Origin of the sequence: Tepidibacter aestuarii, assembly GCF_934924865.1 — a bacterium.
GTDB classification, from domain to species: Bacteria; Bacillota; Clostridia; order Peptostreptococcales; family Peptostreptococcaceae; genus Tepidibacter_A; species Tepidibacter_A aestuarii.
Genome location: NZ_OW235315.1, coordinates 223481 through 248564, shown reverse-complemented (window position 1 = coordinate 248564; position 25084 = coordinate 223481). Strand labels below are relative to the sequence as shown.

The window sequence follows — 25084 nt, the reverse complement described above, 5'->3', positions numbered from 1 at the left end:
CTCTCATTTATATACAATATTTAATATACATATACTATAATATATCAATCTAAAACACAACCAAATTATTAAATGTCATCTTCTATGAAATCGTAAAAATCATCGTATCCTATTTGTGCAAATTCATATATCAAAGAGTTTTCAAATTCATATTTACTATTTAATCCTATATATTCGCTATATTCTTCTATAAGTATTTTTTCTACTTTAGCTTCCGTATAATAATCATAAGTAGCAACTACCAGCTGTGTATCATTTATATAGTACATAGCATTTATATCTCCACTTATATAATATATGTCTTTATTCACATGTTTATTATTAGATTTAAACTCAGTCAGTAAAATACCACACTCAAACTCACTTTTCATAAATCCCGGATTATCATATATAAATTTCTCACAAAATATATTTTCTACATTATAAATACTTATATATTCCTTTTTTCTTAACTCATTTGAAACAATATTAAAATCTACTTTTTCTTTATCTGTGTATATTATAGAGTCTATTTTATAATATCCATTTAAATGAGATATATTAAAACCGATTTTAGACTTATAGTATATATCATCTTCAAATATAAACTCAGATATATATCTATTATTTTTCATAGGTACTACTTTATTTTTAAGAAGAACAGCTTCATTATCGGTAATATTCATATCATCAATATAATAATTTGAAAAAAAATTTAATGCTTCATAGTCACTTCCTATTATCCTCATAGTCATATAGTTTATAAACTCTATAGGAGTTTCTATTTTTTTTGATATTTTTAAAAATAAACTTTCATAATCTACATTATCTGCTTCATTTTTTATTATGTCTATATATTCTTCTTTGCATCCTGGTAACTCTTTATTATACTCCAAATTTTTATTACCAAAATGATTTATTAGATACATAGCTTCTTTCTCATTTATAGATATCCTATCAGATCCGAGTCCTCCCATCAGCCTTTCTTCTTCTTCGTATAAAGACCTCTCATTTCCATTTTTTATAGATACATAGTCTGCTATTCCAACTTTTTCTGCATCAAGTAAAAAATATTGATCTAACCTATCATTATCAATCTTTAATGCTGTTCTAAGTCCCATGGTTCCCATTAGCCTAGAATTAGTAATTTTTGCAAATAAAAAGCCCATTTACTCACCTTCTCATATATTATTTACATATTATATTTTAAGCATCAATTTTAATTATATAGCCAAATAATCTAAATTAATATAAGTTTTTAATTATAAAATAAGTTAATCTTTTTAAATTACTAATAAATATTGTTGAATTTTACATAATAATGTATATAATATTTATAAAGTAAAACTTATTTAAAATAGCTAAAATTAAAATTGGTCTAATTAATAGTTTATATAGAATTATTCTTAAGGTGGTGACTTAATGAAAAAAATAGCAGCTTTTTTCGATATCGACGGTACGTTATATAGAGATTCTTTAATGGTTGAACATTTTAAAAAACTTATAAAATATGATTTAGTAGATCCTTCTGTATGGCACTCTCATGCTAAGCAAACATTTTTAGATTGGGATAAAAGACAAGGAAATTACGATGATTATTTGCTTGAACTTGCAGAAATATATATATCCTCTATAAAAGGTCTTAAGAAAAAGGATATAGAATTCACAAGTAATCAAGTTATAAGTCTGAAAGCTGAAAGAGTTTATAGATATACTCGTTCAAGGATAAAATGGCATTTAAACGAAGGGCATATAGTAATATTCATATCCGGAAGTCCTGATTTCTTAGTTGAAAAAATGGCTAATAAATACAATGTCGCAGATTGCGTAGGAAGCGGATATATATTTAAAGACAACAAGTTTACAGGAGAGGTTACTCCAATGTGGGACTCTGAGAGTAAAGATAAAGCTATAGACAGTTTCGTTCAAAAATACAACCTAGACTTATCAAAATCATATGCTTACGGAGATACAAACGGAGACTTCTCTATGCTTACTAAAGTAGGTAATCCTATAGCTATAAATCCAGCCAAAGAGCTTTTATGTAAGATTCAAAACGATCCCTATTTATCTAAAAATGCTAAAATAATAGTTGAAAGAAAAGATGTAATATACAACCTAGACCCTAGCGTTAGTGTATCAATCTAGAATAAAAGTCTTTTTCTTAAATAATTAAAGTATAGAAGTTATACTTAAAAATGGTGTTTATTTAAATTTTAGCTTATGATTTAAATAAACACCATTTTTTTAATTAAACAAAAAACAAAAGATTCTATAACTTTATATTTCCCTTTATCTTATTGTAATAATAACTTATAAATAATCCATAAGCATAGTCGTATACCAAGAATATCACTTGTGGTAAAATAAACGCAACAACGTTTATTCTAAGATTTATAAATATTACATGCCTAAATATAAAATATCCTGCCATTAAAAGTACATTACATGATATTAATTTAAGTATATACTCAAATACAATATTTCTATCCTTTTCAATCAAATATTTTACAACTCCATATATCCCAAAGAAGAATATATATGGTATTAAATACACTTTATCTAAAATTATAATAAGCGATAATAAAGCTGATCCTATATAAAACAATATCCCGCTTTTTAATCCAAATTCTATTATTACTAAAGCAACTGGAAGTGACGCTATTCCTAGAAAAAATAGTCTATTTCCCGGTACTATACTAGAAAAAAACAGCATTATTTGGTTTATTCCTAAAAGCATTCCCAAAAAACTTATTTTTTTACTCATAATCTCCTCCTAGCAACAACCAATCAAATCTCCACCACAACACTCACAACAACAGTCTGCACAATAAAGAGTTGTACATACATTGCACATATCAGTTCCTCCATTATATTGGTATGTCTTAGATGAGTAAGCTCTTTGCCTGTTGATTATATTATCATGTGCCATTTTGTATTCCATATTATTTGGCTCCATAAAATGAGCTCTTTTTATAAAATCTGCTCCTTCATCATAAAGACCAAGTCTCATTGATGTAAGGCCCATAAGATAATACCACTCACTACTTCTATCATTCATATTAGAAAGCATATTTCTAGCCATTGAAAAATTTCCTCTGTTTATATACTGTCTTATTTCATAAAAATTATTACCTGAATTATTGTATTGAGCTCTACCTGAATTCTCAGATTCCTTCATTATAGTCTCATAAGCTTCATTTATCTCTTTAAATTTTTCTTGTGCTAATTCCGATAGAGGATTGTTCATATGCTTATCAGGATGATACTTCTTTGCAAGTTCTCTATAAGATCTTTTAACCTCTTCTTTAGAAGCATTTTTATTAACGCCTAAAACTTCATATGGATTTCTCATCATTATCTCTTCCTTTCATTATGTTAGTAAATCTCAAATACATTCCTGAATATATTATATTTTCTACTATTCCTTTATTATCACTTAATTCCAACTTCATAATATCTTCTTCTATAAACGATAATATAAGTAAAATTATATTTTCAACTTTATTTTTAAGCTCTTCTTTATTATCTATATAGTTCATAAAAGGATTATATCTTCCTAATTTAAAATCATCATCCAAATCCTCATATGCATCGAGTATATAAATATACTTTCCTATATTAAATCCTATATTACCTAATATATATGTATATTCATCATCTTTATAATGAAACACTTCTCTCATTATATCTCCAAATATATTGGATGTTTTGTCTATATTCATTGTATTATCTTTTTCTAATTCTGATAGTTCTTTTAGCTTATTTTGTATAAACTCTGATTTTTGTCTATATGTATTATTAATCTTTTTATATACACTTTTGTGCATGTAAAAAAGTAAGTAGTCCTTTATTCTTTTATCATCATCTATATTATCTTTTAATTTGTTATGAGTTAGTATGATATTCATGTTTGCTCCATATTCGGTTATATCATTTACTATCCTCAAATTCTTATTCATAGGCTTAACTAAGCATCGTTCCTTAGTTATTGAATTTTCGCTTTTATATATAGAAGATAATAATGTTATCAAAAATGTTACATCATAATTTAATGAAAGTCTAGATATTTCGCCAAAGTTTTCCTTTAGATACTTGCAAAGGCCACAGTAATACCCTCTATACTTGTAGTATTCTTTAATTTTAAGTTCCATTTTATTTATTCTTACGTATCCAAACATTTATATACCTTCCTATTTTTTTATAGTTAAATATTATTATACACTTAAAGATCTTCATATACAAAAAACTCGTACGTTAGCACGAGTTTAAATAACAAAACAAAAGTCCTACACTATCCGAATCTCAATAAGTAAATGTGACAGATATATTTCTTAACTAATAATTAAATACTAGCTAATTTCTTTCCTATTTCTTCACATTTATGTAAATCTTCATCTTCTGGCCTTAAATGAGCTATTAACCCTTCTTGTAATATATTAGCTCCATAATTTTTCATTCTCTCATCCCATTCTCTCATCCATTCTCCGTCGCCCCAATCATATGACCCGAATAAAATCATAGGCTTTTCGTTTAAACCTATATCCTTAAAAGAAGCTATAAATGGTTCCATATACTCAGATTCAAGCTCCTCAACTCCCATAGATGGGCAGCCAATAGCCACTGCATCAGCATTTAAAATATCTTCTTTAGTAGCATATTCTACTTTTACAAGCTTCACTTCCCTATTCCCTTGTGCACCTTTTGATATAGATTGTGCCATACTTTCTGTATTTCCTGTTCCACTCCAATAAATAACAGATATTTTTTTCATAAATATACCTCTCTTATAATCGATACTTATTTTTTTTCTTTTACATAGTAAACCTGTATCTCCTTGAAGGACGATTACAGAAGATAAAACCAATAGAATACCTGTTAATTTCCAGAAACCAAGGGCTTCACGGAAAACAAAATATGAAATGGTAACAGAAACCACGACTTCTAATGTACATATGATAGATGCTTTAGAGGATTCAATCCCAAAGGATAGTCCTGTAACATATAGACTGTAGGGTAGGATGGAGGTGATCAATCCTAGGCAAATAAAAAGAAGCCATATTTTTATATCGAATCCTACTTGAAGAACTTCTAGCGGATTTGAAAAGGGTAGTAAAAATAAAAATCCAAATACAAAATTATAAAACACAATGGTCCAAGAATTGTATTTATCTACAATAGACTTGCTTATAATAGGCATTAAAGCATAGCAAAATCCTGCACCTATACCCACAAGTATCCCTGAAAAATTCATCTTTAGGGCATCCACCCTTCCGCCTGTTACTGTTAGAAAGCATCCAATTATACACAGAAATAGAGAAATAATTTTAAAAGGAGTCAGTAATTCTTTGTAAAAAATTCTAGATAAAATCATGACAAATATAGGAGATGTATATAATAAAATCACTGCTGTAGCAATGGATGTAGCTTCAATGGCACCAAAATAAAATAGGTTAAATAGTGCTTGGCTAAATAGGCCTAAAAAAGCAACATGGATCAACCCCTTTTTATCTATTTTTAATAGTTGAGGGTTCTTAAGGGAAAGATACAAAAATAATAGGATAAAGCCAGAAAAGAGTCGAGATAATCCAACAGCTTGGGAAGATAATTGATAATGAAAAAGGATTTTTCCCAGCAAACCAAGAAGACCCCATAAACTACCTGCTCCTGCAACCATGAGATAACCTTGAGTTTTTTTATCAACATTCATCTAAAAACCTTCTTTCTTAGTAGGATAGTATTTTGTATGAGTCCATTATAAGAGATTCATACAAAATTTTCTATAACATAATGAAATAATTACAAATTATCCAAAATAAGGTTTACTACTCAGTCATTAAAATATTTTTTAAATTTTAAGATTCTTGTATTTTAGGGAGGGCCATAGCTATAAATCTAAGATAGGGATATAGGCATATGCCCATCAAGCTAAATAGATCAAAACAATAACTTCGTATAATACACAATATCATGTAAGCATTTCATATCGAGTAGGAGGAAAATAATTATTTTATTTTACGTCTTCTCATAAGATTTTTCATGTATTCTTATTTGTGCCTTTCCATGGAATATATAGAATATAAAAGACTGAGTGAAAATCCACTCAGTCTTTTATATATATTTATCTAATTTTTCTATTTGCAACAATTGCTTTTCTTATTATTGGATCCAGAATGCGGGCAACCAATACACTTGGCACCTTTTCTTTTTTCACTAATAACTTTTGCAGTAGATAAAGCAATAATTGACAATATCACTATTCCAACAATTATATTTTCCATAATTTTCTCCTATTCGCTTATGCTAAATTCTTTTGATTCGCCTTCTCATCACCTTTTTTCATAAGATATACAACATATCCCACCATTGCTGCAACTGCAACAAATCCAGGTATAAAAGCAGTACCTAAAGAACCTGTTGTAATCAACGTACCAATATGGTAAGTCATAAACGCTACGATATAACCCATTCCGAATTGGAATGCAATTCCACTCCAAAGCCATTTTCTATCTTCCATTTCAGAGTTCATAGCACCAATTGCTGCAAAACACGGCGGTGTGAACAGGTTGAACATAAGGTACGCCAGTGCAGCTACAGAAGTTAATCCCATAATGCTTGCAATATCTGCTCCACCTGCTACAAGTTCCAGTTCTTCAGTATCAATGAAATTTGTAATCGAGTACACTACAGCCAAAGTACCAACAACATTCTCTTTTGCGATGAAACCAGTAATAGCTGCTGCCGCAAGCTGCCATGCACCAAATCCAAGCGGAATCAGTAAGATAGCAAACGGAGATGCAATGCTTGCAAGAATGCTTGTGCTTTCAGCACCTTCAGCAACAACTTGGAACTGCCAGTTAAATGTTTGCATAACTTGTACAACTGCGTTACAAAGAAGTATAATAGTACTCGCTTTTATAATAAATGCTTTTGCTCTAGAGAACGTTGAAATTGTAGCCCTTTTGATGCTGGGGAATCTATATTCAGGTAATTCCATAATGAAATATGATCTTTTGTTTTTCTCACCAGTTATTTTTGCTACTATTAAAGCACTAATAATAATTATTGCGATACCCATAAAGTACATTGTTGTGCCAACCCATGACGCATCGTCAAAGAACACACCAGCGAATAATGCTATAACCGGCAGCTTCGCGCCGCAAGGCATGAATGGAGTCAACATTGCAGTAGTCCTTCTTTGCCTCTCATTTCTGATGGTTCTAGTCGACATGATGCCAGGAATAGCACAGCCAGTACCTATAACCATAGGGATAATTGATTTCCCTGATAATCCTACACGCTTGAAAAATCTATCCATTACTACAGCAACACGTGCCATGTAACCACAGTCTTCAAGTAATGCTAATAAGAAGAATAATACCATGATAAGCGGCAGGAATCCTACTACGGCACCTACCCCACCTATAATTCCATCCAACAGCAACGATTTTAGAATTGGCGATACTCCTTCTCCCATGGCGCCTTCTGCCAATGCGTATATACCATCGATCCAACCAACAAGTGTATCAGCCACTAGCGGTCCCACATGTGTTTGTGAAATCGCGAATACAGCCCACATAACTACTGCAAAGATTGGAATCCCAAACCATTTATGAGCCAATATTCTATCAGCAACATCTTGCTTTGTTTGACGGTTACTAACCGCCTTACGATTTTCAACTTTTGAGACAATCCCTTTCACAAACTCATAACGATTCTTATCCGAAGCTTTTACCGCTTCAACATTTGTAAGATCTACTCCCTTGCTGTCATATGGAGCAGTTTGACTTTTGCCTTTAACTTCCACAGCTTTGGAGATTAACTCTTGCAAACCATTGCTACTTGGTTTTGTTGCTACAGTTTTGATAACCGGGCACCCTAAAGCTTTGCTTAGTTCAGGTATATTAATTTTCGTTTTCTTTTTCTCATTCAAGTCACTCTTGTTGAGAGCTACAACTACCGGAATACCTAGTTCCGCAAGCTGTGTTGTGAAGAATAAACTTCTGCTTAAGTTTGTTGCATCAACAATATTTATGATTACATCTGGATTTTCATTTTTAACAAAGTCTCTAGTAATCGATTCCTCAGATGTGAATGGTGACATTGAATACGCACCTGGAAGATCAACTGCTGTAATCTCTATATCAGTTTTGTTCAGATTCTTTTTGATATTACCTTCTTTTTTATCAACTGTAACACCAGCCCAGTTACCAACATGTTCAATCTTACCTGTTATCGAATTGAACAATGTTGTTTTACCACTGTTAGGATTACCTGTTAGTGCTATTTTCATAATTCTCCTCCTAAAAAATTCTTTTATCAGTATTGCTAACTTAGAATAAATGCGAATTAATATTTTTTTTATATGAAATCAGATATCAGAGTTACCTTTAGTTAACTTTATTCCCAATTTAAAAGCTATATCTCTATAGCCTCAATAAAATTTTATACACTTATAGCTTGTGCCAATTCCAAATCAATACTATACCTTGCATCTTTTACTGATATTACATAGTTTTCAGCCAATACCGATATTACTGTAACTTTTTCACCTTCGTAACATCCCAGCGTAAATAAAAAACTCTTCATCTCCTCATCATCGGTCTCAATCGCTTTTATTGTATATTCCACATCCACTTCCGCTTCAGATAAATTTTTTATCGAACAATCACTTGTCCCTTCAAATTTACAAGCTTCATTCATCATTCCACTCACTAAAGTACCAACCATATGTATACCTCCCCTAATATATATCACTTTTTAATCTTTAAAGCAGTTTTTTCAATATATTTTCTGTTGCACGAATCATGCCTTCACTTGAAAAATGTTATATTCTATAATAATTTTTAATCTCAATTATTCTTACTCTTCATTTGATTATAATTATCATTATAATTATAAATTATATCTCTATCGATAGTGATTGTCAATGTCTTTTCTATATTTTCCCCAAGCATTTACTACACGTACCATAAAACTTAATATATCCACTAGTTATATCAAATGATTTATCACCTATTGTGTATTTTTTAAATTTATTATGGTCTATTATCTTTATTTTTTTTAAATCATTACATTTATTACATATAATTTCGCAATAATTCATATCACTTAGTTTAAACTTCCTTTTTCTATCATATATAGAACTACAGTATATTTTGCCCATACCTACAAGCTTTTCTATAGACCTATATACAGTTCTCTTGCTTATTGCTAATTTATCTTTATTTATAAAATTTAATATATCATTTATATCTAATTCTAAATTAGGATTTTCTTTAAACACCCTATATATTATTGACTTGTTTTTAGATAGATTCATACTAATCAACTATGCCTCCTTATAATTTATATTGATTATCATTGTCAATAAATCTATCATATTTTTTTATTTTTGTAAACACAAAATTTGCTATACATAAAAATGATGGGTATGAAAATGTTTAATGCAATATCATTATTTTCATATCCATCATTCTAAAATTAAAGTTATTTCTTAACTAATAATTAAATACTAGCTAATTTCTTTCCTATTTCTTCACATTTATGTAAATCTTCATCTTCTGGGCTTAAATGAGCTATTAATCCTTCTTGTAATATATTAGCTCCATAATTTTTCATTCTCTCATCCCATTCTCTCATCCATTCTCCGTCGCCCCAATCATATGACCCGAATAAAATCATAGGCTTTTCGTTTAAATCTATATTCTCAAAAGAAGCTATAAATGGTTCCATATACTCAGATTCAAGTTCTTCAGCTCCCATAGATGGGCAACCGATAGCCACTGCATCAGCATTTAAAATATCTTCTTTAGTAGCATCTTCTGCTCTTACAAGCTTCACTTCACTATTATCAGAAGCACCTTTTGATATAGCTTGTGCCATAATTTCTGTATTTCCTGTTCCACTCCAATAAACTATAGATATTTTTTTCATAAATATACCTCCTTTTTAATTGATAAGCATTATCATTATCAATTATAGCATATAGAGAAATTTTGTAAAGGTGTTATTTGAAAATAATTATCAACATCATTTATCCACATATCAACAGGCTTTTCTAAATTTAGTGATAAAATTTGCGTATCTGCCCGTAAGGGAGTTTTGTAAATTTTAGAATTATTAATAAGATAAACGGTTAGTTGTATTCAAAATATCGTTGTATTCATGGTATTTTTATAGACAGTTTTTGATTACCTACAAACTATAAAAAGAACCTAGATTTTTTATAAAAAATCTAGGTTCTTTTTATCAATCTTTTGATTTTATAACTTAAAATACTCTATTCCAGATTCAAATAATCTTTGATCCTTATTTCCATCTATATTCTTAAGAACATTATCTCCAATTCTCTCAGAGTGTCCCATCTTACCTAATATTCTTCCATCAGGACTTGTTATTCCTTCAACCGCATAGAATGAACCATTTGGATTAAAGTCTATATCGTATGTTGCATTTTTATTTCTATCAACATACTGTGTAGCTATTTGTCCGCTCTTTATAAGTTTTTCTATCATACTTTCATTACATACGAATCTACCTTCTCCATGTGATATAGGTATAGAATGTATATCTCCAACTTTTACATTAGACATCCAAGGAGATAGGTTTGACACTATCTTAGTTTCTACAGCCTTAGATTGATGTCTAGCTATATTGTTGTAAGTAAGCGTTGGATCATTTTCATCAATATCCTTTATCTCTCCATAAGGAAGTAGTCCAAGTTTTATCAGTGCCTGGAATCCATTACAAATACCTAGCATTAATCCGTCTCTGTTGTTTAAAAGTTCCATAATAGCTTCTTTTATTCTAGGATTTTTTAATACGTTTACTATAAATTTAGCAGACCCATCTGGCTCATCGCCTGCACTAAATCCACCTGGCAGCATTATTATTTGAGATTGGTTTATTTTTTTCACAAAATCATCTATGCTGTCTTGTATATCTTGTGATTTTAAGTTTTTGAATATACTAGTATGGCAATCTCCGCCTGCTCTCTCGAATGCTTTGATACAGTCGTATTCGCAGTTAGTTCCCGGGAATACAGGCACTAATACTTTAGGCTTTGATATAGTAGATCTTGGTTTTATTATATTTGATTTTTCATAGTGTAGAGTCTCTATCTTTTGATTTATATCAGTAGTTTTAGTTGGAAATACTTTTTCTAATGTATTGCTCCAAGCGCTATGCATTTTATCCATATCTAATTTTATACTGTTTATTTCAATATGATCACTAGAATTAGTATTTCCTAATATTCTGTAGTCACAGTTTTTAAATATTTCATCGACATCAACTTTATCTTCAATTTCAAGAACAAAACTTCCATAGTCAGGTAAAAATAACTCTTTATCACTCATTTCGTCTTTAAACTTAAATCCTATTTTATTTCCAAATGACATCTTACTTACAGCTTCACATATTCCTCCAACTTTTATAGGATAAGCAGATATTATCTTCTTATTCTTTATGTTTTTTGTTATAATATCTAAATTAGATTTTAAACAATCAAAATCTACAATATAATTATCATCTTTTCTTGTGGATAATAAGACAATCTTAGAGTTTGATTTTTTAAATTCTGGGGATATAACATAGTCTGAATCCACAACATCAACAGCAAATGATATTAATGTAGGAGGAACATTTATATCTTCGAATGTTCCAGACATACTATCCTTACCACCTATAGCTGGTATATTTAATCTTTTTTGAACTAAGTATGCTCCAAGCAGTGCACTGAATGGTTTTCCCCATTTTTCTTTGTTCTTTCCTATTTTTTCAAAGTATTCTTGTAACGTAAGTCTTATATTATTATAGTCTCCACCAACAGATACTATCTTACATATAGATTCAACTAATGCGTATATAGCACCATGGAATGGACTCCATTTTCCTATTTTAGGGTTGTATCCGTAAGCCATGGCAGTAGCTGTAGGTGTACTTCCCTTTAATACAGGTATCTTACATACCATAGCATCAGCAGGAGTTGATTGATACTTACCACCCAAAGGCATAAGTACAGTACCAGCCCCTATAGATGTATCAAACATCTCTATTAATCCTCTTTTAGAACATACATTTAAATCCTTTAATTTATTTATCCACTTATCTTCTAAGTTATCCCCAACTATTTCTGTATTTTCAAAATAATTAGTATCTTCATCTGTGGATTTTATTAATACATCTGTGTATTGTTTAGCTCCATTAGTATTTAAGAAATCTCTGCTTATATCTACTATAAGCTTTTCATTCCAACTCATTCTTACTCTATTGTCACCTGTTACAGTTGCAACATGAGTAGCTTCAACATTCTCTTCATGTGCATGTTTTATAAATTCCTCTAAATTATCTTTATCTATAACAACAGCCATTCTCTCTTGAGATTCAGATATAGCTATTTCAGTTCCATCAAGACCCTCATATTTTTTAGGTACCTTATTAAGATCTATATCTATACCATCTGCCAGCTCTCCTATAGCTACACATACTCCACCTGCACCAAAGTCATTACATCTTTTTATCATAGAACTTACTTTTTTATTTCTAAATAATCTTTGTATCTTTCTTTCTGTTGGAGCATTTCCCTTTTGCACTTCAGCAGAACAAGTAGATATAGACTCTTCGCTATGCTCTTTAGATGAACCTGTAGCTCCTCCACATCCATCTTTTCCAGTTCTTCCACCAACTAATATAACTACATCTGAAGATTCAGGAGTCTTTCTTATTACCTCATCCTTTGGTGTTGCAGCAATAACTGCTCCAACTTCCATTCTCTTTGCTACAAAGTCATCGTCATACACTTCATCAACAAATCCTGTAGCTACGCCTATTTGATTTCCATAAGAACTGTATCCATGTGCAGCTTCCTTAGTTATCTTAATTTGAGGTAACTTGCCATCAAGAGTATCACTTATATCTTGAAGAGGATTTGCACATCCACTTATACGCATAGCTTGATATACATAACTTCTTCCTGATAAAGGATCTCTTATAGCTCCTCCAAGACAAGTAGCAGCTCCTCCAAATGGCTCTATTTCAGTAGGATGATTATGTGTTTCATTCTTAAACATTACTAGGTATTTGTGGGTTTCACCATCTATTTCTACATCTACATTTATACTACATGCATTTATCTCTTCAGATACATCTAAATCTTCAAGTAGTCCTTTCTTTCTAAGCTCCTTCATAGATATAGTTGCTATATCCATAAGCGTTATATCTTTCTCTCTTGACTCGTATACGTAGCTTCTAGATTCCTTATACTCATCATAAGTCTTATTTATTATATCTGAATACTTTCCATCTTCTATCTCTACACTTTCTACCTTAGTTAAAAAAGTAGTATGTCTACAGTGATCTGACCAATAAGTATCTATTATCTTTATCTCAGTTATAGTAGGATTTCTCTTTTCTGTATTTTTAAAATAATCTTGTATCAACACTAGATCATCATATAGCATTGCAAGGCCTCTATCTTTTATAAACTCTTTTAAATCATTCTCATCCATGTCTATAAAGTTATCTATAACCTCAACCTCATCTACACGGTCAATTTCTACAACCAGCTTTTCCGGTTTATCTAATCTAGCTTCCCTTGAATCTACAGGGTTTATAAGATAATTTTTTATATTCTCAAACTCAGTATCATCAATTTTTCCCTCTATTACTATAGCTCTAGCAAAGTTAACTAAAGGTCTACTGTTTTGAGTTAATATTTCTATACATTGAACAGCCCAATCAGCTCTTTGGTCATACTGTCCAGGAAGATATTCTATAGCGAACATCTTTGAATTATCATCTATATCTATATTCTCATGATATACATTATCTATGTTGGGCTCAGAGAATATACTCTTAACAGACTTTTCATATACATCATCCGATATATTCTCTATATCATATCTATTTACAACTCTAATATTGTTTATATTTTTTACCCCTAAGTTTACTTTTATATCCCTAAGTAACCTTTGAGATTCTACATCAAATCCAGATTTTTTCTCTACGAACAATCTTTTTATATTAGACATATTACTCACACTCCCCAATATCTCTTCTATAATGCATGCCATCAAAATATATCTTATCTATGTTTTCATATACTTTTCTTGTAGCTTCCTTTAGAGTATCTGCCTTTGCGCTTACCCCAATGACTCTTCCTCCATTTGTTAATAGAAGCTCTTTTTCAATTTTAGTACCACTATGAAATAAAATTATGTCCTCGTCTAAATCATCTATGTTTATAACTTTTCCTTTTTCATAGTTATTAGGGTATCCACCCGATGTAAGCATTACACAGACAGTTTTCTTATCGCTCCACTTTATATGGGTATCACTTAATCTATTATCTAAAATGCTCTCTATTATATCTATCAAACTACTTTCGAGCCTTGTAAGAACTACCTGTGTTTCAGGATCTCCAAATCTAACATTAAACTCTAAAACCTTTGGCCCATCACTTGTTATCATAAGTCCTATAAAAAGTATACCTTTATATTTTAAATTGTCTTTCTTAAGTCCTTCCATTATAGGCTTTAATACTTTTTCATCTATCTCTATTTGCAACTTTTCATCATATATATCACTTGGTGAGAATGTTCCCATTCCTCCAGTATTCGGTCCAACTTCACCGTCAAATATTTTTTTATGATCCTTTGCACTTACCATAGGTACTATAGTTTCATTGTCTACGAAAGTCAATATAGATGTCTCTATGCCAGTTAAAAACTCTTCTATTATTACCTTTTCACCCGATATTCCAAATTTCTTGTTTTGCATCATATCCTTTAAGCTATCAACAGCTTCATTTTCACAACTAGCTATTATTACACCTTTTCCAGCAGCAAGACCATCAGCCTTAACTACAACAGGATATCCGTATATACCCACATTTTTTATAGCTTCATTTAAATTATTAAATTCTTTATATCTAGCTGTAGGGATATTATGTTTTATCATAAACTCTTTAGAATAAGCCTTACTTCCCTCAAGAAGTGCACATGCTTTATTAGGTCCAAATATCTTCATATTATTTTTTTCAAACTCATCAACTATTCCCATTACAAGCGAAAGCTCAGGTCCTACTATAGTAATATCTATATCTTTTTTCTTTGCAAATTCAACTAAAGAGTCTATATCGCTATCCTTAATATCAACAGTTTCAGCGATTTCAGATATTCCAGCATTTCCGGGAGCACAGTATATTTTATCAACCTTATCTTCATTTGATAGCTTATAACAAATAGCGTGCTCACGCCCTCCACTTCCAACTACTAAAACTTTCATAAAATCACCCCGTCGCTTATATTTTAGTGTTTAAAATGTCTAACTCCTGTACACACCATAGATATTCCTAACTCATCACAAGCCTTTATAGAATCTGCATCCTTAAGTGATCCTCCAGGTTGTATTATATTTTTAATACCGTATTTTGCAGCAAGTCTTACACAATCATCGAATGGGAAAAATGCATCTGATGCAAGTGTAGCACCGTTAAAGTCCTTGTCACAGTTATTATTTATACTGTTTTCAAGTGCCCATATTCTACTAGTCTGTCCAGGCCCTAAAGCGATAGTTTTTCCATCCTTAACTATAGCGATTCCATTTGACTTCATATTCTTAACTATCTTCATTCCAAACTTCATATCTTCTATTTCTTTGTCGCTTGGCTTACTCTCAGTTACAACTTCAAATTTATCAAGTAACTTCTCGTCCTCATCTTGTGCTAAAAGCTTTCCATCTAAATATTTAAAATCGTACCCTCTGCTACTTTTATTTAAGTCATCTATTTTAAGTATTCTAACATTCTTCTTTTGTGTTAATATTTCAAGCGCCTTATCTGTATAGTCATATGCTACAATTATCTCTAAGAATATATCATTTAACATCTTAGCTGTATCCTCATCAACAGTGGAATTTATTCCTACTATTCCTCCAAATATAGATACAGGATCTGATTCATAACATTTTTTGAATGCTTCATATGAATTTTTTCCAACAGCTACTCCACATGGGTTAGTATGTTTTACAGCAACTGCTGTTATATAATCTTCATCTTTAAATTCACTCATTATATTAAGACATCCGTTTAAATCATTTATATTATTGAAAGATAATTCTTTCCCATGTAATTTTTCAAAATCTAATATACTTTTTTGACTAAAGCTATCTTTATAATAGCATGCCTTTTGATGTGGATTTTCTCCATATCTAAGCTCATACTGTTTCTCAAACGTTAAATTTAAATATTGAGGATATTTTTCTCCCAAACTATTTGCAAAGTAAGTAGAAATTAAAGAGTCATAACGAGCTGTTATAGAAAAGGCTTTAAAGGCAAGATTTAGTCTATCTTCGACAGATAGAGAGTTATTTTTAATTTTATCTATTATGATATCATAATCCTTAGGATCAACTATTACAGTTACATCTTTATAATTTTTAGATGCCGCTCTTATAATAGTAGGGCCTCCTATATCTATATTTTCTATCATTTTGGCATGGTCTTCGTCTTTTTTAAGAGATCCTTCAAAATCATATAAGTTAACTACAACAATATCTATAGGACATATATTATGTTTTTTTATAGTATCTATATGTTCAGACTTATCTCTTTCAAACAGTATTCCTCCATGTATATATGGATTTAAAGTTTTCACTCTTCCATTTAATATTTCAGGAAAATTTGTTACCTCATCTATTTTAAGTGCATCTACTCCAGAATCTGTTATTACCTTATAAGTATTCCCTGTTGATACTATCTCATATCCAAGTTTTACAAGTTCTCTAGCAAAATCAACTATTCCTTCTTTATTAGTAACACTTATTAATGCTCTTTTATTCATTTATAAGCACTCTCCTTCCCCTAATTTCAAGTTTTTCATCACAGAATAACTTAACTGCTTTTTTTAGTATATTATGTTCCACATGAAGCACTCTTTTTTGAAGAGTATCTACAGTATCAACATCTTCAACCTCTACTGCTTCTTGGATTATAATAGGACCATTATCTGCTTTCTCATCTACAAAATGAACTGTAGCTCCAGTTATTTTAGCACCGTATTCAAGAACCTTTTGATGAACAATCTTACCATAATACCCCTTACCACAAAATGAAGGTATCAAAGACGGATGTATGTTTATTATCTTATCTTTGAACTCACTTACAAATTCTTCACTTATTATTTTTAGATATCCAGCTAAGACTATCAAATCTATATTTTCATTTTTTAACATTTCTATTATCTTTTTTTCATCTTTTTCATACACAGCTTTTATTTTATTTTCTCTAGCTCTTGTAAGTCCATAAGCTTCTTTATTATCAGATATAACTATCTTTATATCTCCATTTATATCATCCTTACAACCATCTATCAGACTCTGAAGATTGCTTCCAGAGCCTGATATCATAACGGCTATATTTAACATAGTACAACACCACTATTACCAGTTACTTCGCCTATTATATAAGCTTCTTCATTTTGATTTATAAAATCAACTATATCTCTTGCCTCATTCTTATCAACTATAATTACAAGCCCTACTCCCATATTAAAGCTTCTATATAGTTCTCTTTCATCAACTAAATCTAGCTTTTTTATAAGAGAATATATATCTAGTTCTCTCCATGAATTTTTGTTTATACTTAATCCTAAACCCTTTGGTATAACCCTTGTAACATTTTCTATTAATCCACCACCAGTTATATGAGCTATAGATTTTATATTATATTTAGATATTAAGCTCATTACTGTATTTACATATATTTTAGTAGGAGTTAACAATTCTTCTCCTAAAGTTTTTCCAAGTTCATCTACATACTTATCAAGTGTCCAACTTAACTTATCTAAGAATATTTTTCTTATTAGAGAGAATCCATTACTATGTATTCCACTAGATGATATACCTATGAGAACATCACCTTCTTTTACATTCTCTCCAGTTATTATATTTTCTTTATCACATATACCAACAGAAAATCCAGCTAAATCGTACTCATCTTCGCTGTACATTCCAGGCATTTCTGCAGTTTCTCCACCCACAAGTGCACATCCCGAATCCTTACATCCCTCTACAATACCTGAAACTATATCCTCTACTTGGTTTGATTTAAGACTTCCCGTAGCTATATAATCTAGGAAAAACAGAGGCTTTGCTCCCTGGCATATAAGGTCATTTACACACATTGCTACTAAATCTATTCCTACAGTATCATGCTTATCCATAATCTGAGCAATCTTAAGCTTAGTACCAACTCCATCTGTAGAAGATAATAAAACAGGTTCTTTCATACTTAAACAATCTTTTATGCTGTATAGACCACTGAAGCTTCCTAAATCGCCTAAAACATTTTTATTATAAGTAGACTTAACTTTTTCCTTTATAATATCTACAGCTTTATTTCCTTCATCTATATTAACTCCACTATCTCTATAAGTTATCTTGTTCATACTAATCCTCCTCGACCATAGGCTTTATTGGATATTTACCATCAAAGCAAGCCATACAGAATATATCATTACAATCTGCTGCTTTCATAAGTGCATCTGTAGATAAGAATTTTAAAGAATCTGCACCTATCTCTTTCCTTATATCCTCTACAGAATTTTGAGATGCTATTAACTGACTTCTTCTCGGTGTATCTATTCCAAAATAGCAAGAATATTTAACCGGAGGAGATGTTATTCTAAGGTGTACCTCTTTCGCTCCAGCTTTTTTAAGTGAGTCTATAAGTATCTTTGATGTCGTTCCTCTAACTATAGAATCGTCAATTAATACTATAGATTTTCCTTTAACTACAGAAGTCAGAGGATTAAGTTTTAATTTTACTCCTATCTCTCTCTCACTTTGAGTAGGTTTTATGAATGTTCTTCCAACATATCTGTTTTTAACTAGTCCTTCTTTTAAAGGTATATTGCTCTCTTTGTTATATCCTAATGCTCCGGGTATCCCTGAATCCGGAACAGGTATTACTATATCAGCTTTTATATCGTCTTCTTTTGCAAGTATTTGACCTGATCTTACTCTAAATTCATATGCATTAACGCCATCTATTATAGCATCATTCCTAGCAAAATACACATGCTCAAATATACAAGTCTTTTGCTTTTCCTTGTAATTATCTTTGTAATTATAAGATTTAACTTCTCCGTTATTTATAAGAACTATCTCTCCTGGCTCTATATCTCTTATAACTTCTCCTCCAAGTATATCTATAGAAGAACTTTCTGATGAAACTATATATTCATCACCTTTTTTACCAAGAACTAACGGTCTAAATCCATAAGGATCTCTAACAGCTACAAGCCCTTCTTCGCTAAGTATTACTAGAGAATATGCTCCTTTTATATAGTCCATAGTAATTTTCACACTATCTATAATGTTCCCTTTATAGTATCTAGATAATATATACAATATAACCTCAGAGTCTATAGATGTTTGAAACATAAATCCTTCTTCTTCAAGAGTTTCTCTTAAGTAGTCGTGATTTATCAAATTTCCATTGTGAGCTATAGATAATTTCCTTCTTCTACAAACTCCAGCTAGCGGTTGGCAATTAGATAAATGACTTCCTCCAGCAGTTGAATATCTAACATGGCCTATACCTATATGTCCACTTAGATTATTCAGCTCTTGTTCTTTTAAAACGTCTGATACAAGACCCATACCTCTATGATAATTTATATTGTTATCTTCATTTAAAACAGCTATTCCACAACTTTCCTGACCCCTATGCTGTAGGGAATAAAGTCCATAGTAGAGTTCCTTAGATACATCTTTATTTGAACTAATACCTATAATTCCGCACATATTTATCACCCTCTCTTGAGCTAAAAACATTTATAACTCGATTCTACTAAGAACCTCTTTATAAGCATCTATAACATTTCCTAAATCTCTTCTAAATCTATCCTTATCCATCTTTTCATTTGTATTAATATCCCATAATCTACAAGTATCAGGAGAAACCTCATCAGCAAGTACTATCTGATTATCTTGAGTTTTTCCAAACTCTAATTTAAAATCTATCAATCTTAAATCTAGCTTTTTAAAAAACTTCTTTAATATTTCATTTATTTTAAAAGCTTGGTTTCTTATATAATCTAATTCTTCTTTTGTAGCAATTTTTAAACCTATAGCATGATAATCGTTAATTAAAGGATCTCCTAAGTCATCGTTCTTATATGAAAATTCAAATACAGGAGACTCAAATTCTATACCTTCATCTACTCCAAATCTTTTACACATAGATCCAGCAGATACATTTCTAACTATAACTTCAAGAGGAACTATATCTACAGATTTAACTATCATTTCTCTATCAGAAGTTCTCTTTATATAATGAGTCTTTATATCATTGTTTTCTAAAAGTTCAAATACATAAGAAGATATCTTATTATTTATAATTCCCTTTTCATTTATTTCATCCTTCTTAACTCCATTAAATGCAGTAGCATCATCTTTATAATAAACTAAATATTCACCATCATTATCCGTTTTAAAAATTTTCTTAGCCTTTCCCTCATAAAGCATTTCCATATTATTTACCTCCCCATATAGTATTTATATTATAAATTTCTTACAATTTCATCATCTTCTAGTACTTTTTTAGCCATTTCTTTTCTATGATTTTCAAGTTCAGTTTTAAGATTTTCATATTTTAAGCTCATTATTTGAGATGCAAGTAATGATGCATTTAAAGAAGAATCTATAGTTACAGTTGCAACTGGGATTCCCTTTGGCATTTGAACCATAGAAAGTAATGAGTCCATACCATCTAAAGTTGAGGACTTAATTGGAATTCCTATTACAGGCTTCAAAGTATGAGATGCTACAACTCCAGCTAAGTGTGCAGCCTTTCCAGCAGCCGCTATTATTACATCTACATCATCTATATTTTTCATAAATTTCATCAATTCATCAGGTGTTCTATGAGCCGATAAAACTCTTTTTTCAACTTCTATGCCAAATTTTTTTAATAAATTTACTCCTTCTTCTAACTTAGGGTAATCTGACTTCGATCCCATTATTATAGCTACCTTCATAAGGCACCTCCTATAGTTTTATTTTATCCTATAAATTCCATTCTATCCTAAAATGGGTATAAAAATAGCCCTATATAGATTTTTCTATAAATTAGGGCTATTATTTAATTTAACCAGCGAATGCGTACTTTAATACGAAAAGTAAAGATAGAATATATAAAGTAGGTTGAATCTCGTGTTTTTTACCAGTTAAAAGTTTGATTGCAGTATATGAAACGATTCCAAATACCAATCCTTCAGCTATACTATATGCAAGCGGCATCATTATAACTGTTAAAAATGCTGGTATTGCTTCTGTGAAATCATTAAAATCTATTTTAAGAAGTGATGATGCCATCATTACTCCTACAAGTATTAATACAGGTGCTGTTGCTTGTGTTGGTATTGATGTAAATATAGGTGCGAATAAAGTTGATACTAAGAATAATATTCCTGCTGTAAATGCAGTAAGACCTGTTCTTCCACCTTCAGCTATACCTGATGCACTCTCAACAAATACTGTAACTGTAGAAGTTCCAAGCATAGCTCCAGCTGTTGTTCCTACAGCATCTGCAAATAATGCTTGCTTTGCTCTTGGAAGGTTTCCATTTCCATCTAACATATCAGCCTTACTAGCAAGACCAACTAAGCATCCTATTGTATCAAATAAGTCTACGAATAAGAAAGTAAATACTACTACTACCATATCCATACTGAATATTTCAGATGATGGTATATGTCTAAAGGCCATAAATATTGGAGATAAAGACGGTGGTGCATCTATTAACTTACTAGGTGCTACTACTATTCCAGTAACCATTCCTATTACTGATGTAGCTATCATTCCTATTAAAAAAGCTCCCTTAACATTTCTACTAATTAAAACAGATGTAAGTATAATACCAAATATTGCAAGTAATGCTAATGGACTTTTAACATCTCCAAGCTTTAATATCGCTCCTCCAGCTTCTACAAATCCTATACCTACAAGTCCTATAAAAGCTATAAATAATCCAATACCTGCTGTAACAGCATTTTTTAAAGTTTGAGGAATTGCATTTATTATTTTTTCACGAACGTTAAAAAATGTAAGTAATATAAATATGATACCTTCTATAAATACAGCAGCTAAAGCAAATTGCCATGAATATCCCATTCCTAAAACAACTCCATATGCAAAGAATGCATTAAGACCCATACCAGGTGCAAGTACCATTGGGTAGTTAGCTAAAAACGCCATAACAAAAGTTGCTATTACAGCTGCAAGTGCCGTTGCCATAAATACTGCACCCTTATCCATTCCTGCATCACCAAGAATCATTGGATTTACTACTAATATATATGCCATTGTCATAAAAGTCGTAATACCTGCAAGAACTTCTTTTTTAATAGTAGTTCCATTTTCTGAAAGCTTAAATATTTTATCTAGCATACCTTTTGGTTGCTCAGTAGATTCAACTTTTTTTTCTGCTAATTGCATTGATATCCCTCCTTAAAATTAATAAAGCTAGCTCAAACAATTCTTACAATTATATAAGAAAAGCTTTAAACTAGCTAAATTTAGTGGAATATAAAGCTTTTCTTATAGCTGGAATGTTTAAGGCTATTCCGTAGAAACTCCTCGACCATATTACGAGGATTATATAAGAAAGTTCGGCTATTAAGTTATCTTATGATTTAATAATAAATTATTGTTCGTTAATAGTCAAGAGTTTTTCATATATTTTTTTATTACATAAGTATAACATACGTCATGTAACGAACATTACCTATGTAACTCTATAAAATAACAAATATTTTTATGAATTTTTTTGCTACAATAGCATCATTTTTAATAATAAAATAGTACTTTTCTTTCAAAAATTTCTTTTATTATTTTATTTTTATATCCTCAATCATTAATCGTTTGAATTTTCTGTATTTTTTTGCTATAATTTAGTATATACGAAGGAAAGGTGTTAAATATGAGTTTTATTTACAAGGCAACTGATGCTATATTCGATTCAATGAAACCCTATATGGAGAATAAATCTGAAGATGATTTAGAAATTGCTAAATATGGGCTAAATCTTTTCTTAATGGAGCTTTATAAACTTCCTATATTTTTAGGACTTTCTTACTTTTTAGGTATATTTAAGTACAGCATTTTAAGTTATCTATTATTCGGGCTTATAAGAAGTAATGCTCATGGAATACATATGAAAAACGGAAAGATGTGTCTTTTTTACAGTTGTATAGCTTTTTTTACTTTAATTTATATATCAAAGCTATTATTTATTCCTATAAATATTAAACTATCTCTATCTATATTAATACTATATTTACTATATAAATACGCTCCATCAGATACAGAACAAAGACCTTTACTCAATGAATTAACTAGAAAAAGAAAAAAAAGATTTTCTATTTCAACTGGAATTATATATATTTTTATTTCTTTAATCTCTAATAGTCAAACAATAGCTAATATATTTTTATTTGTTTTGTTATTTGAGTGTATAGCTATACACCCTACTACATATAAAATATTTAACAGGAGGTATAAGAATTATGAAAATTTCGAATAAGTTAAAAACTCTGTTATGTACATTTGTATTTAGTACTGCTTTTTTCTTAGCTACTACATCTATAGGTTTTTGTTGTAGCAGAGGATTCATGGAAGAACCTACAGCTCCAAAATCATTATTAAAAAAATAGAACAACTTCGGTTGTTCTATTTTTTTAATATAAGTTCTATTTTGAATAAATCATATTCTATTCTTGTATTCATACACATATTAGTATACTTAGTTTCTGACAATTTCTTTACAGTATTGAGGCCTAAACCCCTATTTTCTCCCTTAGTGGAATATCCTTTATCAAATATTTTATTAATATCTGGTCTAGTTTTAAATGAGTTTGATATGGCTATAGATACTTTAGATTCTTCATTTGATATCCAAATATTTAATATTTTTTCATCTGATTCAACACTTGCTTCTATTGCATTATCAAGTAATATTCCTAGTATTTTGCACATGTCTATATCATTCACAAAAAATTCATTAATATCATTGCTTATATCTATGCTCAAATTTATTTTATTTGATATAGCCTTTGAAACTTTATAATTCATTAACCCTTTTATAGGGCTATTTTTTATCTTATTAAATCCATATAGTTTCTTATTATTTATCTTTTGATTTTTGCATATATCTTCATAGAAATACTTCTTTAAGCCCTCTATATCATCTTTTGCTAAGAATCCACTCATGGATAACAATATATTGTTTTGATCATGCTTGTATTCTCTCATACTATCTAAAGAGTCTTCTATAATCTTATTGTACATTTGTATATATTTTTTTTCATTTTTTTCGATATCCAATTTATTTATTACCATAAATATTAGATAACTTATAAAAAGAAAAAATAAAAGCACAAATGTAACAGTGATTATATTTTGCATATTTTTCGTACCACTGTACATATGTACATAACTCATATAAACTAATATAAAAATATTTATATATACCCAAAGGAATTTTTCTTCTTCCTCAACTAATCTCTTATTTATTTTCCTAAATTTCAACAATATATTACATAGCAATATAGATACCCCAATTACTAATACCATAGATCCTATTATATTAAAATATATATTTTCACTTAAAATTTTTGGCACCATATTGCTTTTATAGAAAAAAAGCCCTACACATATATCTGAGATTTGGAATACCCAAAATGTTAAAATGTATGATAAGAAAAAATTATCTTGCTTCTTTCTCATTATATAATATATAGCTATCTCTAAAAGTATATAGTATACTCCTAGCTTTATAGGCTTAATAGCTATCATATTCAATATAAAATCTATTAATGATATTAACAATATACATTTTATTTCTAAACCTAAATTATTATCTTTATACCCCTCTATTTTTTTGAATACATAAATAAAAAAGTAGCTAAACAAACTAGCCATTATAAAATCACATAAACTAATCATTTTCATTTATCAGTCCTTCACAAATTTGTAATGTATTACATTTTGTTATTCATCTGCAGTATAACTAAATTTTTCTTTATTTTATATTTTACAC

23 protein-coding genes and 1 riboswitch are annotated in these 25084 nt (G+C 30.0%); of the genes, 3 read left to right on the top strand and 20 right to left on the bottom strand.

What is annotated here, in order from left to right; genetic code table 11:
- Positions 1-68 precede the first annotated feature (68 nt).
- On the bottom strand, positions 69-1148 hold the full coding sequence (locus M2214_RS01215) for a hypothetical protein (RefSeq protein ID WP_248481896.1): 1080 nt from the start codon (positions 1146-1148) through the stop codon (positions 69-71).
- Between the two features lie 253 nt (positions 1149-1401).
- On the opposite strand from M2214_RS01215, the gene M2214_RS01210 reads away from it, so the two are divergent.
- Positions 1402-2127, top strand: a complete 726-nt coding sequence (locus tag M2214_RS01210; RefSeq protein WP_248481894.1) for an HAD family hydrolase — start codon at positions 1402-1404, stop codon at positions 2125-2127.
- Positions 2128-2251: 124 nt separating this feature from the next.
- Here the strand turns inward: M2214_RS01210 and M2214_RS01205 are convergent, their stop codons facing one another.
- The 18 genes from M2214_RS01205 to M2214_RS01115 all read right to left on the bottom strand — a co-directional run bounded on the left by M2214_RS01205 (position 2252) and on the right by M2214_RS01115 (position 22482).
- Complete coding sequence (locus M2214_RS01205) at positions 2252-2746, bottom strand: hypothetical protein (RefSeq protein WP_248481892.1); 495 nt, start codon at positions 2744-2746, stop codon at positions 2252-2254.
- 9 nt (positions 2747-2755) lie between these two features.
- On the bottom strand, positions 2756-3334 hold the full coding sequence (locus M2214_RS01200; protein WP_248481890.1) for a J domain-containing protein: 579 nt from the start codon (positions 3332-3334) through the stop codon (positions 2756-2758).
- Positions 3318-4160 carry a DUF5685 family protein gene (locus tag M2214_RS01195; RefSeq protein ID WP_248481888.1) on the bottom strand — a complete coding sequence of 281 codons (843 nt, stop codon included), beginning with the start codon at positions 4158-4160 and terminating at the stop codon, positions 3318-3320. Before M2214_RS01195 ends, M2214_RS01200 begins: the two co-directional genes overlap by 17 nt.
- 164 nt (positions 4161-4324) lie before the next feature.
- Positions 4325-5689, bottom strand: coding sequence for a flavodoxin (locus tag M2214_RS18245; protein ID WP_326521603.1), 1365 nt, complete (start codon positions 5687-5689; stop codon positions 4325-4327).
- Between the two features lie 424 nt (positions 5690-6113).
- Positions 6114-6260, bottom strand: a complete 147-nt coding sequence (locus M2214_RS01180; RefSeq protein ID WP_248481887.1) for a FeoB-associated Cys-rich membrane protein — start codon at positions 6258-6260, stop codon at positions 6114-6116.
- Between the two features lie 17 nt (positions 6261-6277).
- Positions 6278-8272 carry a ferrous iron transport protein B gene (gene feoB / locus M2214_RS01175; RefSeq protein WP_248481885.1) on the bottom strand — a complete coding sequence of 665 codons (1995 nt, stop codon included), beginning with the start codon at positions 8270-8272 and terminating at the stop codon, positions 6278-6280.
- Positions 8273-8424: 152 nt separating this feature from the next.
- Positions 8425-8709: a FeoA family protein gene (locus M2214_RS01170; protein ID WP_330651529.1), complete on the bottom strand. Its 285-nt coding sequence runs from the start codon at positions 8707-8709 to the stop codon at positions 8425-8427.
- A gap of 208 nt (positions 8710-8917) precedes the next feature.
- Positions 8918-9301: a transcriptional repressor gene (locus M2214_RS01165; protein ID WP_248484721.1), complete on the bottom strand. Its 384-nt coding sequence runs from the start codon at positions 9299-9301 to the stop codon at positions 8918-8920.
- 185 nt (positions 9302-9486) lie between these two features.
- Complete coding sequence (locus M2214_RS01160) at positions 9487-9915, bottom strand: flavodoxin (RefSeq protein ID WP_248481883.1); 429 nt, start codon at positions 9913-9915, stop codon at positions 9487-9489.
- A 329-nt stretch (positions 9916-10244) separates the two neighbouring features.
- Positions 10245-14012, bottom strand: coding sequence for a phosphoribosylformylglycinamidine synthase (locus M2214_RS01155; RefSeq protein ID WP_248481882.1), 3768 nt, complete (start codon positions 14010-14012; stop codon positions 10245-10247).
- 1 nt (position 14013) lies between these two features.
- Positions 14014-15267, bottom strand: a complete 1254-nt coding sequence (purD, locus tag M2214_RS01150; RefSeq protein WP_248481880.1) for a phosphoribosylamine--glycine ligase — start codon at positions 15265-15267, stop codon at positions 14014-14016.
- A gap of 23 nt (positions 15268-15290) precedes the next feature.
- Complete coding sequence (purH, locus tag M2214_RS01145; RefSeq protein ID WP_248481878.1) at positions 15291-16823, bottom strand: bifunctional phosphoribosylaminoimidazolecarboxamide formyltransferase/IMP cyclohydrolase; 1533 nt, start codon at positions 16821-16823, stop codon at positions 15291-15293.
- On the bottom strand, positions 16816-17406 hold the full coding sequence (purN, locus tag M2214_RS01140; RefSeq protein ID WP_248481875.1) for a phosphoribosylglycinamide formyltransferase: 591 nt from the start codon (positions 17404-17406) through the stop codon (positions 16816-16818). Before purN ends, purH begins: the two co-directional genes overlap by 8 nt.
- Positions 17400-18428, bottom strand: a complete 1029-nt coding sequence (purM, locus tag M2214_RS01135) for a phosphoribosylformylglycinamidine cyclo-ligase (RefSeq protein WP_248481873.1) — start codon at positions 18426-18428, stop codon at positions 17400-17402. Before purM ends, purN begins: the two co-directional genes overlap by 7 nt.
- Position 18429: 1 nt before the next feature.
- Positions 18430-19788: an amidophosphoribosyltransferase gene (gene purF / locus M2214_RS01130; RefSeq protein ID WP_248481871.1), complete on the bottom strand. Its 1359-nt coding sequence runs from the start codon at positions 19786-19788 to the stop codon at positions 18430-18432.
- A 30-nt stretch (positions 19789-19818) separates the two neighbouring features.
- Positions 19819-20517 carry a phosphoribosylaminoimidazolesuccinocarboxamide synthase gene (gene purC / locus M2214_RS01125; RefSeq protein WP_248481863.1) on the bottom strand — a complete coding sequence of 233 codons (699 nt, stop codon included), beginning with the start codon at positions 20515-20517 and terminating at the stop codon, positions 19819-19821.
- A gap of 29 nt (positions 20518-20546) precedes the next feature.
- Positions 20547-21023, bottom strand: a complete 477-nt coding sequence (gene purE, locus M2214_RS01120) for a 5-(carboxyamino)imidazole ribonucleotide mutase (RefSeq protein ID WP_248481861.1) — start codon at positions 21021-21023, stop codon at positions 20547-20549.
- A 109-nt stretch (positions 21024-21132) separates the two neighbouring features.
- Complete coding sequence (locus tag M2214_RS01115) at positions 21133-22482, bottom strand: NCS2 family permease (protein ID WP_248481859.1); 1350 nt, start codon at positions 22480-22482, stop codon at positions 21133-21135.
- Between the two features lie 85 nt (positions 22483-22567).
- Positions 22568-22669: riboswitch (purine riboswitch) on the bottom strand.
- Positions 22670-22966: 297 nt separating this feature from the next.
- Here M2214_RS01115 and M2214_RS01110 point away from each other — a divergent pair.
- Together M2214_RS01110 and M2214_RS01105 are read left to right on the top strand one after the other, a co-directional pair.
- Positions 22967-23569, top strand: a complete 603-nt coding sequence (locus M2214_RS01110; protein WP_248481857.1) for an accessory gene regulator B family protein — start codon at positions 22967-22969, stop codon at positions 23567-23569.
- The gene (locus M2214_RS01105) at positions 23553-23699 is read left to right on the top strand and encodes a hypothetical protein (RefSeq protein ID WP_248481849.1); all 147 of its coding nucleotides are present in this window, start codon (positions 23553-23555) and stop codon (positions 23697-23699) included. Before M2214_RS01110 ends, M2214_RS01105 begins: the two co-directional genes overlap by 17 nt.
- Before the next feature lie 16 nt (positions 23700-23715).
- Here M2214_RS01105 and M2214_RS01100 read toward each other — a convergent pair whose 3' ends face one another.
- Positions 23716-24996, bottom strand: coding sequence for a sensor histidine kinase (locus M2214_RS01100; RefSeq protein ID WP_248481848.1), 1281 nt, complete (start codon positions 24994-24996; stop codon positions 23716-23718).
- Positions 24997-25084 lie beyond the last annotated feature (88 nt).

Excerpts from the sequence above, each read along its gene's own strand:
- M2214_RS01160 (WP_248481883.1), bottom strand. The coding sequence starts at position 9,915 with ATGAAAAAAATATCTATAGTTTATTGGAGTGGAACAGGAAATACAGAA.
- M2214_RS01115 (WP_248481859.1), bottom strand. The coding sequence starts at position 22,482 with ATGCAATTAGCAGAAAAAAAAGTTGAATCTACTGAGCAACCAAAAGGT.
- M2214_RS01215 (WP_248481896.1), bottom strand. The coding sequence starts at position 1,148 with ATGGGCTTTTTATTTGCAAAAATTACTAATTCTAGGCTAATGGGAACC.
- M2214_RS01210 (WP_248481894.1), top strand. The coding sequence starts at position 1,402 with ATGAAAAAAATAGCAGCTTTTTTCGATATCGACGGTACGTTATATAGA.
- purN (WP_248481875.1), bottom strand. The coding sequence starts at position 17,406 with ATGTTAAATATAGCCGTTATGATATCAGGCTCTGGAAGCAATCTTCAG.
- M2214_RS01170 (WP_330651529.1), bottom strand. The coding sequence starts at position 8,709 with ATGGTTGGTACTTTAGTGAGTGGAATGATGAATGAAGCTTGTAAATTT.
- purF (WP_248481871.1), bottom strand. The coding sequence starts at position 19,788 with ATGTGCGGAATTATAGGTATTAGTTCAAATAAAGATGTATCTAAGGAA.
- purE (WP_248481861.1), bottom strand. The coding sequence starts at position 21,023 with ATGAAGGTAGCTATAATAATGGGATCGAAGTCAGATTACCCTAAGTTA.
- M2214_RS01165 (WP_248484721.1), bottom strand. The coding sequence starts at position 9,301 with ATGAATCTATCTAAAAACAAGTCAATAATATATAGGGTGTTTAAAGAA.
- feoB (WP_248481885.1), bottom strand. The coding sequence starts at position 8,272 with ATGAAAATAGCACTAACAGGTAATCCTAACAGTGGTAAAACAACATTG.
- purH (WP_248481878.1), bottom strand. The coding sequence starts at position 16,823 with ATGAATAAAAGAGCATTAATAAGTGTTACTAATAAAGAAGGAATAGTT.
- purC (WP_248481863.1), bottom strand. The coding sequence starts at position 20,517 with ATGGAAATGCTTTATGAGGGAAAGGCTAAGAAAATTTTTAAAACGGAT.
- M2214_RS01110 (WP_248481857.1), top strand. The coding sequence starts at position 22,967 with ATGAGTTTTATTTACAAGGCAACTGATGCTATATTCGATTCAATGAAA.
- purD (WP_248481880.1), bottom strand. The coding sequence starts at position 15,267 with ATGAAAGTTTTAGTAGTTGGAAGTGGAGGGCGTGAGCACGCTATTTGT.
- M2214_RS01105 (WP_248481849.1), top strand. The coding sequence starts at position 23,553 with ATGAAAATTTCGAATAAGTTAAAAACTCTGTTATGTACATTTGTATTT.
- M2214_RS01180 (WP_248481887.1), bottom strand. The coding sequence starts at position 6,260 with ATGGAAAATATAATTGTTGGAATAGTGATATTGTCAATTATTGCTTTA.
- M2214_RS01155 (WP_248481882.1), bottom strand. The coding sequence starts at position 14,012 with ATGTCTAATATAAAAAGATTGTTCGTAGAGAAAAAATCTGGATTTGAT.
- M2214_RS18245 (WP_326521603.1), bottom strand. The coding sequence starts at position 5,689 with ATGAATGTTGATAAAAAAACTCAAGGTTATCTCATGGTTGCAGGAGCA.
- purM (WP_248481873.1), bottom strand. The coding sequence starts at position 18,428 with ATGAACAAGATAACTTATAGAGATAGTGGAGTTAATATAGATGAAGGA.
- M2214_RS01100 (WP_248481848.1), bottom strand. The coding sequence starts at position 24,996 with ATGAAAATGATTAGTTTATGTGATTTTATAATGGCTAGTTTGTTTAGC.
- M2214_RS01200 (WP_248481890.1), bottom strand. The coding sequence starts at position 3,334 with ATGAGAAATCCATATGAAGTTTTAGGCGTTAATAAAAATGCTTCTAAA.
- M2214_RS01195 (WP_248481888.1), bottom strand. The coding sequence starts at position 4,160 with ATGTTTGGATACGTAAGAATAAATAAAATGGAACTTAAAATTAAAGAA.
- M2214_RS01205 (WP_248481892.1), bottom strand. The coding sequence starts at position 2,746 with ATGAGTAAAAAAATAAGTTTTTTGGGAATGCTTTTAGGAATAAACCAA.